This is a genomic window from Marivita lacus, from assembly GCF_014637725.1.
In the GTDB taxonomy this organism is placed as follows: Bacteria; Pseudomonadota; Alphaproteobacteria; order Rhodobacterales; family Rhodobacteraceae; genus Marivita; species Marivita lacus.
Genome location: NZ_BMFC01000007.1, coordinates 26960 through 40045, shown reverse-complemented (window position 1 = coordinate 40045; position 13086 = coordinate 26960). Strand labels below are relative to the sequence as shown.

Annotated in this window: 16 protein-coding genes; 8 read left to right on the top strand and 8 right to left on the bottom strand. The window is 58.4% G+C overall.

Annotated elements, in window-relative coordinates; all coding sequences use genetic code 11:
* Position 1: 1 nt before the first annotated feature.
* The 4 genes from IEV82_RS23915 to IEV82_RS13785 all read right to left on the bottom strand — a co-directional run bounded on the left by IEV82_RS23915 (position 2) and on the right by IEV82_RS13785 (position 2646).
* A complete protein-coding gene (locus tag IEV82_RS23915; protein ID WP_268236119.1) occupies positions 2-136 on the bottom strand; it encodes a hypothetical protein in 135 nt (44 codons plus the stop codon).
* A gap of 108 nt (positions 137-244) precedes the next feature.
* Positions 245-1882 (bottom strand): chaperonin GroEL, encoded by a 1638-nt coding sequence (gene groL, locus IEV82_RS13795; RefSeq protein WP_188482621.1) that lies wholly within the window; start codon positions 1880-1882, stop codon positions 245-247.
* Between the two features lie 44 nt (positions 1883-1926).
* Entirely contained in the window at positions 1927-2214 is a 288-nt protein-coding gene (locus tag IEV82_RS13790) for a co-chaperone GroES (protein WP_008556373.1), read from the bottom strand.
* Between the two features lie 195 nt (positions 2215-2409).
* Complete coding sequence (locus IEV82_RS13785; protein ID WP_188482620.1) at positions 2410-2646, bottom strand: hypothetical protein; 237 nt, start codon at positions 2644-2646, stop codon at positions 2410-2412.
* Positions 2647-2792: 146 nt separating this feature from the next.
* On the opposite strand from IEV82_RS13785, the gene IEV82_RS13780 reads away from it, so the two are divergent.
* Positions 2793-2981 (top strand): hypothetical protein, encoded by a 189-nt coding sequence (locus IEV82_RS13780; RefSeq protein ID WP_188482619.1) that lies wholly within the window; start codon positions 2793-2795, stop codon positions 2979-2981.
* Between the two features lie 57 nt (positions 2982-3038).
* Here the strand turns inward: IEV82_RS13780 and IEV82_RS13775 are convergent, their stop codons facing one another.
* A complete protein-coding gene (locus IEV82_RS13775) occupies positions 3039-3227 on the bottom strand; it encodes a hypothetical protein (protein WP_188482618.1) in 189 nt (62 codons plus the stop codon).
* 245 nt (positions 3228-3472) lie between these two features.
* Here IEV82_RS13775 and IEV82_RS13770 point away from each other — a divergent pair, with 245 nt between their 5' ends.
* From IEV82_RS13770 to IEV82_RS13760, 3 genes are all read left to right on the top strand, one after another.
* Complete coding sequence (locus IEV82_RS13770) at positions 3473-3616, top strand: hypothetical protein (RefSeq protein ID WP_229747800.1); 144 nt, start codon at positions 3473-3475, stop codon at positions 3614-3616.
* Positions 3617-3751: 135 nt separating this feature from the next.
* The gene (locus IEV82_RS13765; protein WP_188482617.1) at positions 3752-3889 is read left to right on the top strand and encodes a hypothetical protein; all 138 of its coding nucleotides are present in this window, start codon (positions 3752-3754) and stop codon (positions 3887-3889) included.
* 77 nt (positions 3890-3966) lie between these two features.
* A complete protein-coding gene (locus tag IEV82_RS13760) occupies positions 3967-4500 on the top strand; it encodes a hypothetical protein (RefSeq protein WP_188482616.1) in 534 nt (177 codons plus the stop codon).
* Positions 4501-4809: 309 nt separating this feature from the next.
* On the opposite strand, the gene IEV82_RS13755 is transcribed toward IEV82_RS13760, so the two are convergent.
* Genes IEV82_RS13755 through IEV82_RS13745 form a run of 3 tightly spaced genes read right to left on the bottom strand, consistent with a single transcriptional unit; the run spans position 4810 to position 7829 of the window.
* Entirely contained in the window at positions 4810-6084 is a 1275-nt protein-coding gene (locus tag IEV82_RS13755; RefSeq protein WP_188482615.1) for a DUF6522 family protein, read from the bottom strand.
* Positions 6077-7243 carry an MRP-like and DUF971 domain-containing protein gene (locus IEV82_RS13750; protein ID WP_188482614.1) on the bottom strand — a complete coding sequence of 389 codons (1167 nt, stop codon included), beginning with the start codon at positions 7241-7243 and terminating at the stop codon, positions 6077-6079. Before IEV82_RS13750 ends, IEV82_RS13755 begins: the two co-directional genes overlap by 8 nt.
* On the bottom strand, positions 7230-7829 hold the full coding sequence (locus IEV82_RS13745; RefSeq protein WP_188482613.1) for a MarR family winged helix-turn-helix transcriptional regulator: 600 nt from the start codon (positions 7827-7829) through the stop codon (positions 7230-7232). The genes IEV82_RS13750 and IEV82_RS13745 overlap by 14 nt, the downstream gene beginning before the upstream one ends.
* 72 nt (positions 7830-7901) lie before the next feature.
* Between IEV82_RS13745 and IEV82_RS24030 the strand changes: the two genes are divergently transcribed.
* The 4 genes from IEV82_RS24030 (at position 7902) to IEV82_RS13725 (ending at position 13083) form a co-directional block, all read left to right on the top strand.
* Entirely contained in the window at positions 7902-8252 is a 351-nt protein-coding gene (locus tag IEV82_RS24030) for a sigma factor (RefSeq protein WP_373285228.1), read from the top strand.
* Between the two features lie 180 nt (positions 8253-8432).
* A complete protein-coding gene (locus IEV82_RS13735; RefSeq protein WP_188482611.1) occupies positions 8433-11270 on the top strand; it encodes an ATP-binding protein in 2838 nt (945 codons plus the stop codon).
* Between the two features lie 977 nt (positions 11271-12247).
* Positions 12248-12673: a hypothetical protein gene (locus IEV82_RS13730; RefSeq protein ID WP_188482610.1), complete on the top strand. Its 426-nt coding sequence runs from the start codon at positions 12248-12250 to the stop codon at positions 12671-12673.
* The gene (locus IEV82_RS13725) at positions 12670-13083 is read left to right on the top strand and encodes a hypothetical protein (RefSeq protein ID WP_229747799.1); all 414 of its coding nucleotides are present in this window, start codon (positions 12670-12672) and stop codon (positions 13081-13083) included. Before IEV82_RS13730 ends, IEV82_RS13725 begins: the two co-directional genes overlap by 4 nt.
* Positions 13084-13086: the final 3 nt, after the last annotated feature.

The following is a 13086-nucleotide window of genomic DNA, read 5'->3' as shown; positions in this document are numbered from 1 at the left end:
TCTATTTCTTTTTGTGCTCACCAAGATTGGTCACGAGTTTGCCCTTCGTAAAGTCAGCTGTCGCAATGACCTTTTCCTTCACCTTCTTCGGCTTTTTCACTTCTCGATTGCCACGTTGCTTGTCACCCTTAGACATTTTGATTCCTCCTGGTCCTAAGTTTTTTGCTGACGCAGTGATTGGTATTTATGTGCATCAGCACAGTGGAGTGGCGTCCCAGGGCTCCTGACCATGGGACGCCGCCGTTCACATCATTCCGCCCATGCCGCCCATGCCGGACATTTCGCTTCCGGCACCGGACCTCTCGGGCTTTTGCGCGACCATCGCTTCGGTCGTGATCAATAGCCCGGCAATGGACGCGGCGTTTTCGAGTGCGATCCGGACGACTTTCGTCGGATCGATCACACCGGCCTTCAGCATGTCCACGTAAACCTCGGCTTGCGCGTCAAAACCGAAGGTAGGACTGTCGTTCTCGATAACCTTACCAACGACGACCGATCCGTCGACGCCGGCATTTCCAGCAATCTGGCGCAGCGGTTCCTGGATCGCGCGGCGGATGATCTTGATGCCGGCATCCTGATCATTGTTCTCACCCTTCAGCGTCGCCAGCACCTTACCGGCATGAATGAGGGCCACCCCGCCACCGGGTACGACACCTTCCTGAACCGCAGCGCGGGTGGCATTCAGCGCATCGTCCACGCGGTCCTTGCGCTCCTTCACTTCGCTCTCGGTTGCCCCTCCGACCCGGATCACCGCAATGCCGCCGGCAAGCTTGGCCAGGCGTTCCTGAAGCTTCTCCTTGTCGTAGTCCGAAGTGGTTTCCTCGATCTGCGCCCGGATCTGTGTGACGCGTGCCGCGATCGCGTCCTTGTCGCCGGCACCGTCGATGATCGTTGTGTCATCCTTGGTGATCGCGACCTTCTTCGCCGTGCCGAGCATGTCCATTGTGACATTCTCAAGCTTGATGCCCATCTCTACGGAAATCACTTGGCCGCCCGTAAGGACGGCAAGGTCTTCCATCATCGCCTTGCGGCGATCTCCGAAGCCGGGCGCCTTGACGGCTGCGACCTTCAGCCCGCCGCGGAGCTTGTTGACGACCAGCGTGGCAAGCGCCTCGCCCTCTATGTCCTCGGCCACGATCAGCAGTTGCTTGTCGGCCTGAATCACAGCCTCCAGCAGCGGCACCATGGATGCGAGAGAGGTCAGCTTCTTTTCGTGAAGCAGGATGACACAGTCCTGCAGCTCTACGAGCATCTTCTGAGCATTCGTGATGAAATAGGGGCTCAGATAGCCACGGTCGAACTGCATGCCCTCGACCACTTCGGTTTCGGTCTCCAGTCCCTTGTTTTCCTCGACGGTGATCACGCCTTCATTGCCGACCTTGGCCATCGCATCTGCGATCTGACGACCGATTGCGACCTCTCCATTCGCCGAAATGGCGCCGACCTTGGCAATCTCGTCGCTGTCGCCGACCGGTCGGGACATGGTCTTGATCTCGGCCACTACCGCAGCAACGGCCTTGTCGATCCCACGCTTGAGATCCATTGGGTTCATGCCTGCGGCGACCGATTTCATGCCCTCCTGGACAATCGCGTGGGCGAGTACGGTTGCGGTCGTGGTTCCGTCGCCAGCCTCGTCATTGGTGCGCTGCGCGACCTCCTTGACCATTTGCGCGCCCATGTTCTCGAAAGGATCCGACAGCTCGATTTCCTTGGCGACGGACACGCCGTCCTTTGTGATGCGCGGCGCACCCCAGGATTTGTCAATGATAACGTTCCGGCCCTTGGGGCCGAGGGTGATCTTCACGGCATTGGCCAGCGTGTTGATGCCTTTGAGCATGCGGTCGCGGGCATCGGTACTGAATCGGACGTCTTTGGCGGACATGGTAGGGTGCTCCTGAGAATGAAATTTCGGCGTCGCTGTCGGGGTCAGGTCATGACGCCGAGAATGTCGCTCTCCTTCATGATCATGAGGTCTTCGCCATCCAGTTTGATTTCGGTTCCTGACCATTTTCCGAACAGGATCCGGTCGCCGGCCTTGACGTCCATGGCGATGCGCTCGCCATCCTCGTCCTTGGCACCAGCGCCGACTGCGACGATCTCACCCTCCTGCGGTTTCTCTTTTGCGGTGTCGGGGATGATGAGCCCGCCTGAGGTTTTCGCGTCGCCTTCAATGCGGCGGACGAGAACCCGGTCGTGGAGTGGAGTGAACGACATTTTAGTGCTCCTTCTTCGGATGTCCTAGGGAGCATGGCGATGTTCGGATGTGCTTTGGCACTCGCCATACCGGAGTGCCAATGTTATCGAAATGATGGCTCGAGAGCGGTTCTACAATAGCGTCTCAAAGAATATCTTTTGGCTTTCAATCATGTGACGCCCATAACTGCTCCTGCAGTTCGTCGAAGGTGGACTTCACGAGCGTCGTACCCAGTCACCGCCAACGAAGATCGCGTTGATCAAGCTCGCGACGGCACGGTGCCTTTCCGTTTCGAGTTCGGTGCCGATGGCGTTCTCTCGCGTTGCTGCGGCGTTGCGAAGAACCCCCATGGTCTCGTGCTCCGGCAGCAACCCGCGATCGTTCAAGGCAAGCAGGAGCGCCTCGCAGATGGATAGGGCGGCTTGGCCTGCATGTTCGTTCGCCGTGGACATCGGAGGTTCCTTCCCTGGCATCGTGAACCGGGGAAAGGTCAGGTTCACATGCATCCGTACACTTTCAGGAAGTTTTCTATGTTGAACTGATCCAGAGCAGTGTGGGCCCATTTCCGCTCTTGGGTCACGACGCGCCGGGAGGCCCCATGGCATCAGCTGAACACAGCCCTCTGACGCGCAAGCTCTCTGCCTTCGTCACCCTGTCGGAGGTCGAGCTGGCCGTCCTTGAACAACTGCACCAGCGTCGTCGATCCTTCGTCGCGGGATGCGATATGGTGCATCAAGGCGAGTTCGATCCGGCATATCTGGATCAGATTGAACCACGTCTTAGATGAGAGGGCCGCCCTCCCTTTTCGGCAGACGGCCCCAGTGATCACGTCAGACGCAGAAGGTCACGCGAGGGCGTGGGTCGCCGCATCGAGTTCCTTGTTGGTCTCGGTGTCGTTCTTCGCCGTGTTTGCCTTCTCAGCTGCCTGGTAATGCTTCAGCGCCGAGTCCTTCTTCGGGCCTGAGGGTGCCTTGTCCCAGGCGGCTTTCACTGACGTCATCTTGTCGGCTGTCTTGGTCTGTTGGGGTGTCATTTGGAATGTCCTTTCTGGACGTTCCGAGCAATAAGAAGCACGCTTACATCCTGACCTTTTGGGGTTTGATACGCCCGCATGCTTCGCGGGTACTCGGAAAATTGCCCCACCAGATATTCGGCGGGCACATTTCACCTAGCCGATATCAACGCCCCGGCGCACTGACGCAGGTTAGTCCGGGCGCGTGAGGCAGATCGAATGACGCCGCAGCACTCAGGCCAACATGGTTTACTGGTGAATGGCACATGTTCGACCCGCGCAACAACAAACCGAGGTTTGCGAGAATTCTGATCGCGCGTTACCGCGATACCGCCGATGTGCCTTTGACCCAGACATTCGGGCACAACATTTTGACGGAATTCAAGGTCTGGACCGATGAATTGGCCTAATCGACTTTGGTTTTCTTCGACCTGCGCCGTCGTAAATTGGGGGGCCAGTCCCCATATAGATAGTAGTACTTTTGTCGAGCCTCCCGGTCCACCATGGACGAGGAGTTGACGTCGGCCAATCAAAGGGTCGATGACATGTCCCTCAAGGACCTGACAGCACGGGCTTCGGCGGCAATGAAGCTGAGGCCTGCCGAAGCAGCAAAGACCCCTGCCAAGCAGAACGAGTCCAATGCCGTCGGCAAGGAAGCGCCTGCGACGTCCAAGACATCTTGAGACGTATACAAGCCACGCGCCCCATTCTCAAAAGGGGGTGCGAACCACCCGCAGCAACAACATGGAGGATCACGTCGATGGAAGATCAGACGAGCAAGACCGTTGCGGTTTTCGCCCGACCGTTCACCGTCCCAGGATTTGGCGAGACACTGCCAGCGGGGGAATACGACATCGAAACCGAGCTCGTTTCACCCCCAGATCAAGAGGATCCCGAAGCCTGGAAGGCCTCTGTTCTGGTCAATCTACATCCTCGGGTATCACATCCTGGACTGACCAGGACCCTGACCGTTTCGCTTGCGGACCTGGACCACATACGTGCCAAGGACAAGCTGACGGGCAAGGCGTTATCCGACTTCTTGCTCGAAGAAATGCTGGCAGATCCGATAGTGCGTCTCGTGATGGAGGCTGACGGCGTCTCCGTGGCGCATCTGCGACATCTCTATTCTGGGCTCCGGACGCCACAGTCCGACCTGGATGTGCTGGACCCCAAGCTGGCCTACCAACGAGCACGCGAAAATGCGTCAATCCAGGTTGCCGAAAACGAAGGCATGCCCTCGCGACCGGAAACGTCGCAGCCCTTGCGGATGTGCCTCGCAGCAGAACAGATATGACGGCGAACAGGGCTATGGCTGAAGCGGCAGCGCCGTGCAACGCGCCAGAAAAGGCCTTGGGCGACATACCTCGAGAACGTCCTTGCCTGAGATGCGATAGTGTTTTCTGGAGTGAAGGCTTTGGCGAACGGATCTGTCGGCGCTGCAAGAGCTTGAATGCTTGGCGAAACGCGTTGCCCGTCAGCCCGGGCACATCACGCCGTCGCTGACCGCCATCGGGGGCGCACGCCATCCTCCTGGAACCGTGCACTGCGGCCGGCATCGAAAATCCTTCACATCGGCGGATATGATCAGAAACATGTGCTGTGGTTAGATGTGTGTGTTCACGGTGACAGCGCCGGAAGGTGTTTGATTGGTCCTGATCTCGTTCAGGCGGCGGAGTTCTCTGGTGTGAAACTCTGCCTCGCTTTCACCTTCCAGCGGTCCGCGCGAGAGAGCGCGGGCGAGATCGAAATAGCCTTTGCCGGGCAGATTGTTGTGTCCGCGGCTGACCGCGCGGGCGGCGATGAAAGGGTGATCGGCAGCCGCGTCTTGCCGCATCGTCGTTTCCAGGGCCCGAGTGACCCTGCCGACGGAGCCTGGCGCCCACAAACCGAGCGCACGCGCCAATGCACCGTATGTGATTGGAGCGGAGTTCTCGTTGAGACCTTCCAGATGTGCGCGCACGCGGTTTGTCAAATCGACCTCGTTGCTTGCTGCCGTCTTGATCACGCGCGGGGGCGGGATCTCGCGGGCAGCGCCGGTGGAGTCGATTTCTGCTGCCCAGGCGCGGGTCGAGGTGCGAAGGATGATCCGGGTCTTGCCATTGTCCGTGCCTTCGCCGGTTTCGGTCACGCCAACGACCTCCCCGCGACGCAATCCGGCGCGAAGAGTTTCGGCGGTGATGCCGAGCTTTGGCGCCAGATAGTTGGGGTCCACTGTTATTTGCCCATCCTCCCATCTGATGACGCCTTCGGGGACGGGTCTGTTCAGGAACGGCGAGGGTCCATCGTCACGGGCATAGAACGGGTTGTCCCCTGACGCGTGGTCCGTGACGTCGATGATCCGGTCGATCTGCGGCAAGGCGGCGCGCAGCATGCGTTCCACCCCTTCTCGGAGCGTGACTGCCGATGCAGCACAGCCTTGACAGCCGCCGGACATGCGCAGGTGCACGGTCAACCCTTCGACCTTGTCTACCGAGATATGGCCGCTATGGGCGGCGACCGCCGGATTGACCTGCCGGTCCAGCAAATCCTCGACGGCCTTTCGCAGGCCTTCGTCCGGGCTTGCCGCGACCACGCTTTCCCCGCCAAGTGGCATGTCTGTTTCGTCGAGCACGCGTCGGATCCCTTCGGCAATGCGGGGCTTGAGGTGTGTCCAGTCAGCGTCAGGGCGTTTCTTTACCCAGATTGTGGTGTCGCTCACTTCGACGCGGACGACCCCGTCCAACGCAAAAAGTGCCTGTGCCAGCGGGGCATCGTCTGAGGCTTCGAACCAGACCAACGCACCCTCCTGGATCGGGATGTCCAAGACAAAGCCCATGACATCAGGATCGTTTTCCGATGACTGGGCCCGGATGCGGCGGCGGATGGCGGTGTCAGACATCCTCCAGTTCCGTCCCCGCCATCGTCTGTAATGCCTGAAAGGTGTATATGCCGGTATCGTGGCCGTCGCTGAAGGCCATGCCGAGCGCGTAGTTGCCGACGCTCCAGACTCGGGTCAGGTTGATATTCAGCGACACGTTTTCAGGATTCAGAATCCGCTTGCCGCTCATTTCGTCGCGGCATTGTGCGCATTGGCAGACCAGCCGCAGATCGCGGTCTGTCAGCCGTTGATCTGCACCGTCGGCCCATCGCAAAAGGAGCGCGCCGTCGGCATGATCCAGAGCCGCGAGGCGGTCGGCTGGACCACTTACCAGGGCCTGTACAGGCGCCGGTTTTCCGGTGTCGTCGGTAAGTGTCCACGCAAAGGGCGTCGCGATCCCTACGATGTCGCAGGCGCTTCCGGCCAACCTGGTGGCGATGCTCCGGTACGCGGCGGCTGCAGAACTCTCCGGTGCGGCGAGAACCAACGGCCGTCCGTCGTCGCCACAATCGACCACTGTCGGGTCAAGAGGTACCTTGCCGAGGAATTCCACGCCAAGCTCTCGCGCAATGGCTTCGCCGCCACCCTCGTGGAAAATATGCGTCACCGTCCCGCACTCCGGGCAGGTAAAGCCGCTCATGTTCTCGATCACGCCAAGGATCGGTACCTTGACCTGTTCCATCATGCGCAGGCCTCGCCGCGCAATCTTGAGGCTGACATCCTGTGGAGTACTGACGACCACGGCGCCCGTCAGAGGAAAGGCCTGCGCCAAGGTCAGCTGGATGTCGCCCGTGCCCGGCGGCAGGTCAAGCAACAGGACGTCCAGCGCGCCCCATTCCACCTGACGGATAAACATCTGCAGGTATTTCGTCACCATGGGCCCACGCAGGATCGCCGGGGAGTCATCGTCCGATAACATGGCCATAGACATGACCTTCACCCCATGCGCCTCGGCCGGGATCACCTTCTGTGCGGGCGACATCGCTGGCTTGCCTGCAGGAATCCCCAGCATGCGCGGGATGGATGGCCCGTAGATGTCCGCATCCACCACTCCGACGCGCAAGCCCGCCTCGGCCATGGCAACAGCGATATTTGCTGTGACTGTGGATTTTCCCACTCCACCCTTGCCACTGCTGATGGCGATCATGCGGGGCTCAGCGGGCAGTTCAGTCTGCGCCATTTTGGTCTCCTTGACTCTGTACTGCGCGGGTCGGCCTGTAGCTTGCGCAGAGCTTCGGGATGTCTACGGCCGCCAGTTCTTCGGCCATGCAGGCGCAATAGGCCGTATCGCCGGATGACGCGAAATGGCTGCAATCCTGGCACGTCCCAAACGCAGGAGCGTCCCGATGAATAGCCAATGTTGCGGCCAAACGGGACAATGTTGTCAGGAAGCTGTCGCGCTCGATGGCGGCAAGCCCGTCGATCACGTCAATCAGGTGTCGCAGCGGATCATTGGCAAGCATTGCCTGCCCGCGACCTGTCAGGTCAAAAAACACGCTGCGACGGTCTCGGTCCGAGCGAGTCGCCGTCACCAGCCCCTTGCGCTCCAGCGACTTGATGATCTGCGATGCCGTGCCACGGGTCGTTGCCTGGAAGCTGGCGAACCCCGAAGGAGTACGTGTGCTGCCGTTGGCACGAGCGAAAAAGCGCAGGCAGGTCCACTGGGCGGCCGTCAGGCCGGAGTCTGTATCTTCGCTCCGCGCCGCGCGCCCGACATGAACAAGTAATTCTGCGATCCGGTCTGGCGTTTGTGGTTCATCGATCATGACAAACTAATAGCGAAACGAAATCATTTTGACAATCTCAAGATCCAGGATTCAGTATCGCTTCAAAATTAAATGAGCTTGGCCATGAACAAACCTGTCAGGACTCTCATCCACGGGACCCGGCACGTCCGATCTTCGGGGATGCTATCTGCTGACGAGGAGCGGTCATTGATTTGCGCATGGCAGTCGCATGGCGACCGACGCGCTCGTGATCATCTGATCCGCGCATTCGCTCCATTGGCGGCTTCGATCGCAAAGCGCCTCAAACGAGGGACCGGGGAGGCTGACCCGGATTTGGTGCAACAGGCGCAGATTGGGCTGATCAAAGCCACTGACCGCTTTGACCCGGATCGCAGATTTCGGTTCTCGGCCTATGCCGTTTGGTGGCCACTCACGGTTGGATCACTGACTATTCAGCAGTAGCGCACCAAACCAACGCCTCCTTGCACGAAACTTCACCGCACGTATCTGCTTTTGGCTCACGCTGGCGACCATAATCAATGGCCACTAACCCAGATTAAGGACGCTACCATCGCATGGACGCTAATATTACGCGAGGGAGTCAAGACCAGAGCCCACTTCCCACACATCAGGAAGAAATAGATGAAGCACCCCGACGATGGTACCGCAAAGAGCGCAAAAGATCGCGACTTTTCCATGAGCAACCTCGACGCGCAGTCCATTCTCAACACGATGCGGCAGCCCTTCCTCGTCCTGGATAGCGAACTCGTGGTCAGGGGTGCCAACAAGAGGTTCTACAACACATTCGACGTCAAAGCCGTCGATACAGAGGGATGCATTATCTATGATCTTGGGAACCAACAGTGGGACATTCCAAGGTTGCGCACGCTACTCGAGGACATCCTTCCGAACAGTGAGGTCGTCGAGGATTTCATGGTGGATCATCGCTTCGAGACCATAGGTCGGCGGATCATGATGATAAACGCGCGCCAGATCCCGGAACTCAGTCCCGCGCTGATACTGATGTCGATCGACGACATCACCGCGCAGGAGGATCACCGCCACGAGACCGAACGGCAGAAGCACCTGGCCGAGATCATCATCGACGCCGCGCCGGTATCCTTCCTGGTCCTCGACCAGGATCTGAAGGTGCTCAGGGCAAACGAAACGTTCTTCGACGCATTCGCGGTCGACCGCGAGGAGACGGAGGGCCGGCTTGTGTATGAGCTCGGCAACGGTCAGTGGGACATCCCCAAGCTGCGTGAACTGCTCGAGGACGTTCTGCCCGACAACGACACCTTCAACGGGTTCGAGGTCGAACACGACTTCGATGATATCGGGCATCGTGTCATGATGCTGAACGCGCGCCGCATCAATACCCATCAGCTCATCCTTCTGGCCATCGACGACCTGACAGAGGAGCGGGCAACCGAGCGACAGGAGAATGCACGGGAAGTCCGTCGCGGCTTCATCCTCGACCTCCTCGATCGGCAGCGTGGAGAGGCAAGCCCGGAAAGCCTGATCGACATGACCTGCGAGGCGCTTGGCAAGCAATTGAATGCCGCCTGGGTGCTTTACGCCGACATCGATGACAGCGACGAACACCGGATCTTGCCACGTGTCTGGAGCAATGAACAGGTGACGGTGCAGGTTGGAGGCTACCGCGTCGAGGATTTTGGGCACCGGGTTCTGGACCATCTCGAAGAGGGCCGGACACTCGTCATCGAGAACGTTCTCGAGGATGAGCGTATCGCAGGCAATGACCCGCCTGCCGCTTTCGAAGATCTTGGCATCGGCAGCCTGTTGAAGGTTCCGCTGCTGAAGGAGGGTCGTCTTCGGGCAATCTTGGGGGTCTACTTCTCCAGCCCGCACCCATGGAAGTCCAGCGACGTCACGCTGACGGAAGCAGTCGCGGAGCGGTTGTGGGAGGCCGTCGCGCGGAGCCGCGCCGAGGCTGAGCTCCGTGTCAGCCAAGAGCGCTTTTCCCTTGTGACAAAGGCCACGAACGAGACGATCCGGGACTGGGACATGATCGCCGACACGCAATGGTGGAACGAAAGCCTGCAATCGACTTTCGGTTACGATCCGGCGCAGGTGGAGCCCGGTTCGGACTCCTGGGTCAACCGGATACATCCCGAGGACAAGACGCGGGTTCTGGAAAGTGTTCACGCTGTGATCGCTGGCTCAGCCAACAGCTGGACCGAGGAATACCGCTTCATGCACGCAAACGGACTCCCGCTGATCGTTGTCGATCGCGCCTTCATCATCCGCGATGCCGAAGGCAAGGCAGTTCGCCTGACGGGGAGCATGTCCGATGTCACCGCCAAGCGAGACACCGAGAACCGGTTGCGCCAGTCCCAGAAGCTGGAGGCTGTAGGGCAGTTGACCGGCGGCGTGGCGCATGACTTCAACAATCTGCTGACGATAATATTGGGCAATGCCGAGATTCTCGGCGATGAACTCGGCGAGCCGCAGCGGACGCTTGCAGAGATGATCATCACCGCTGCGGAGCGCGGCGCCGATCTGACCAACCGGCTTCTTGCCTTTTCGCGCAAGCAGCCTCTGAAGCCGCAATTGATGGATGTGAATGACTTGATCCGCGGATCCGAGGGGCTGTTGGGTCGCACGCTGTCGGAAAATATCGATATCCGGCTGAATTGTCCTGATGGTCTTTGGCGGACAGAAATTGACCCGTCACAACTCGATGCTGCAATATTGAACCTGTCACTGAATGCCCGCGACGCGATGCCGGAAGGTGGTCGCCTTACAATCGAGACCGCCAATGCCGCGCTTGACCAGGATTATAGTGCCCGTGGGTACAACGTCATTCCCGGCCAGTATGTGATGATTACCATCACCGACACAGGAGAGGGCATTCCGACGGATGTCCTGTCGCACATCTTCGAGCCGTTTTTCACGACCAAGGAGGTCGGCAAGGGCTCCGGACTGGGACTGAGCATGGTCTACGGCTTCGTCAAGCAATCGGGTGGTTACATCAACGTCTATTCCGAGCCTGGCGAAGGCACGTCGATCAAGCTGTATTTCCCGCGCGCGACTGGAGAGGCCACTCTTGACCAAATTTCAGACACGGGAAAACATCTCGTCGGTGGATCGGAGAGTATCCTCGTGGTCGAGGACGACATGTTGGTGCGCGAGCACCTGATCTCCCAGTTGCTGGGGCTCGGATACAAGGTCGTTGGCGTGGGATCCGGACCCGAAGCGATTGAAACCCTGACGCAGACGCAGTCTTTCGACCTGCTGTTCACCGATATCGTGATGCCAGATGGAATGAACGGTCGCGAGCTCGCCGACATTGCCCTCAAGATGCGTCCAGAAATAAAGGTGCTCTTCACTTCGGGCTACACGGAACAAGCCATCATGCATCAAGGTCGACTCGACCCGGGTGTGCAATTGCTGAGCAAACCCTACCGCCGCAAACAACTTGCCGAGAAGGTGCGTTTGTTGCTCGATCTTCAGTGAGAATGCACACAGCATAATTTTGAATTAAAAGTGAAATCAGGTATATAATATCCTATAATACATATGCACTTTTTTGTGCATATGAGACTCCATGCAGACACCCCGCACAAGCGAGTTGCAGATCAAAAATTACCTTCTACAAATCATATGCTTAAGTGAAATTTCACGATTAGACCTGAACCTTAGACCGGCTCACTTTTTCCCCCATTTTGGCACCCCGGAAAACCGCGGTTTTCCAAGCCTCAAACGCAGAAATTGCAAATCCGGATAGTCCGGATCATGTGGATTTTGATTGGGCACAGCGTAAGAAAACACTAACGAACATCGCTCAACACCAATCGCTGCGCCATAGATGCCAAGCTTGAATCATTCGGGAATGCTTACCTCAAATACTCCTGCGGAGAAAGACTTGCCGTGCTATTGGTACTGACTGGGGGGAAGTCGGTTTTGCATCGCTGTGACAAGGTCTGCCCCGTTGAGCGGGCGGCGTTTTCTACGACCTGCCTCACCTTTCGTGCGGGGCAGGGTCAGATATGCCGCCGTCCACCGAAAGACGGGCACGCCGCGCACCGTGACGGTCTCTTCTTCGACAAGAACCTCGTATTGTCCGGCCGGCAATTCGTGCGGATATCCCGACAGGCTGAAGGGATGTGGGTAAATGACAGTGAGATGGCTCGCGCGCATGTCGGTCTCCGATTCAGGTATGATGTGCAGGTGCGCCGCAGGTCACGTTTGCAGATATCTCAATCGAGCATGAGCAAAAGTGAACAACTTTCGGCTTATACCTCAGATTCGGCAATCCAGTACTGATGCAGGTTAGTCCCGAGCACTTGGCGGCAGACTTTGGCCATTCGTTCGGCGTGAAATCGCTCAGACGGCTCCGCATACTGACCTGTGTAAGGGCAGACGGATCGGCGACCGCGTACGCTTGCGCGATTGAGACCCCCTGTGATCCCCAAGCCAGAACTGGAATGACGATGCGCGGAACCACTATTCTCAACCCTAACCCACCCGAGTTCGAACGATTTCTTTTTGCGTCTGTCGGCGAGGACCGGAACGGGTCAGCGGTGACAGTTCTCTCTGCGCTGGCACGGCTCGAGCTTGATCCCTGGAGCGAGAGCGCCGACCTTGCCATCCTGGGCGACGAGGCCGCACACAAAAGGCTGGGGGAATTGCTTGCCAAATTCAAAGACGTCCCCTCGCTCGGGAATGATCACGGAAAAATGGCCAAGGAACTTAGTCTGCTGCTTCCGGAACAAGCGGCGATACGTAGTTTTAATGGGTCAGCCTCTCTGGCTCTGGTCGGTCGCCGCGGCCCGGGCCGCGCGCTCTGGACGATCCTCACGTTCGTTTTCGTGCTGTTTCAACTTTGGATGTTGGTCGGATCGGGGGTGGCCAAATGAACCTGTCCAACCCTTCAGTGAAGACGCCCGTTCATGCTGCACATAAATCCGGTACACTGCCGCCAAACGAACAACAGATCCTGTGGGACATGGAGGAACAGTTCTGGACCAGTGGAGCAGACAATGCCCGTGCGACGACAGCCACCAACGCCGTCATGATCTTCCCGTATCCACCGGGTATCCTCCAAGGCGATCTGATCTGGAACCACTTACGAGATCGGACCGGATGGCGGTCTGTCTCCATCAGCGAACGGCGTCTGACGTTTCGTGGTACCATCGCCATTCTCACATACCGCGTTTCGGCAGAAAAACCTGACGTGCCGATCTCCAAAGCACTTTGTGCCTCAACCTATTTGCTTGATGACGACAGATGGCAGCGGCTTTCACACCAGCAGACGCCCGTTACATAAGGC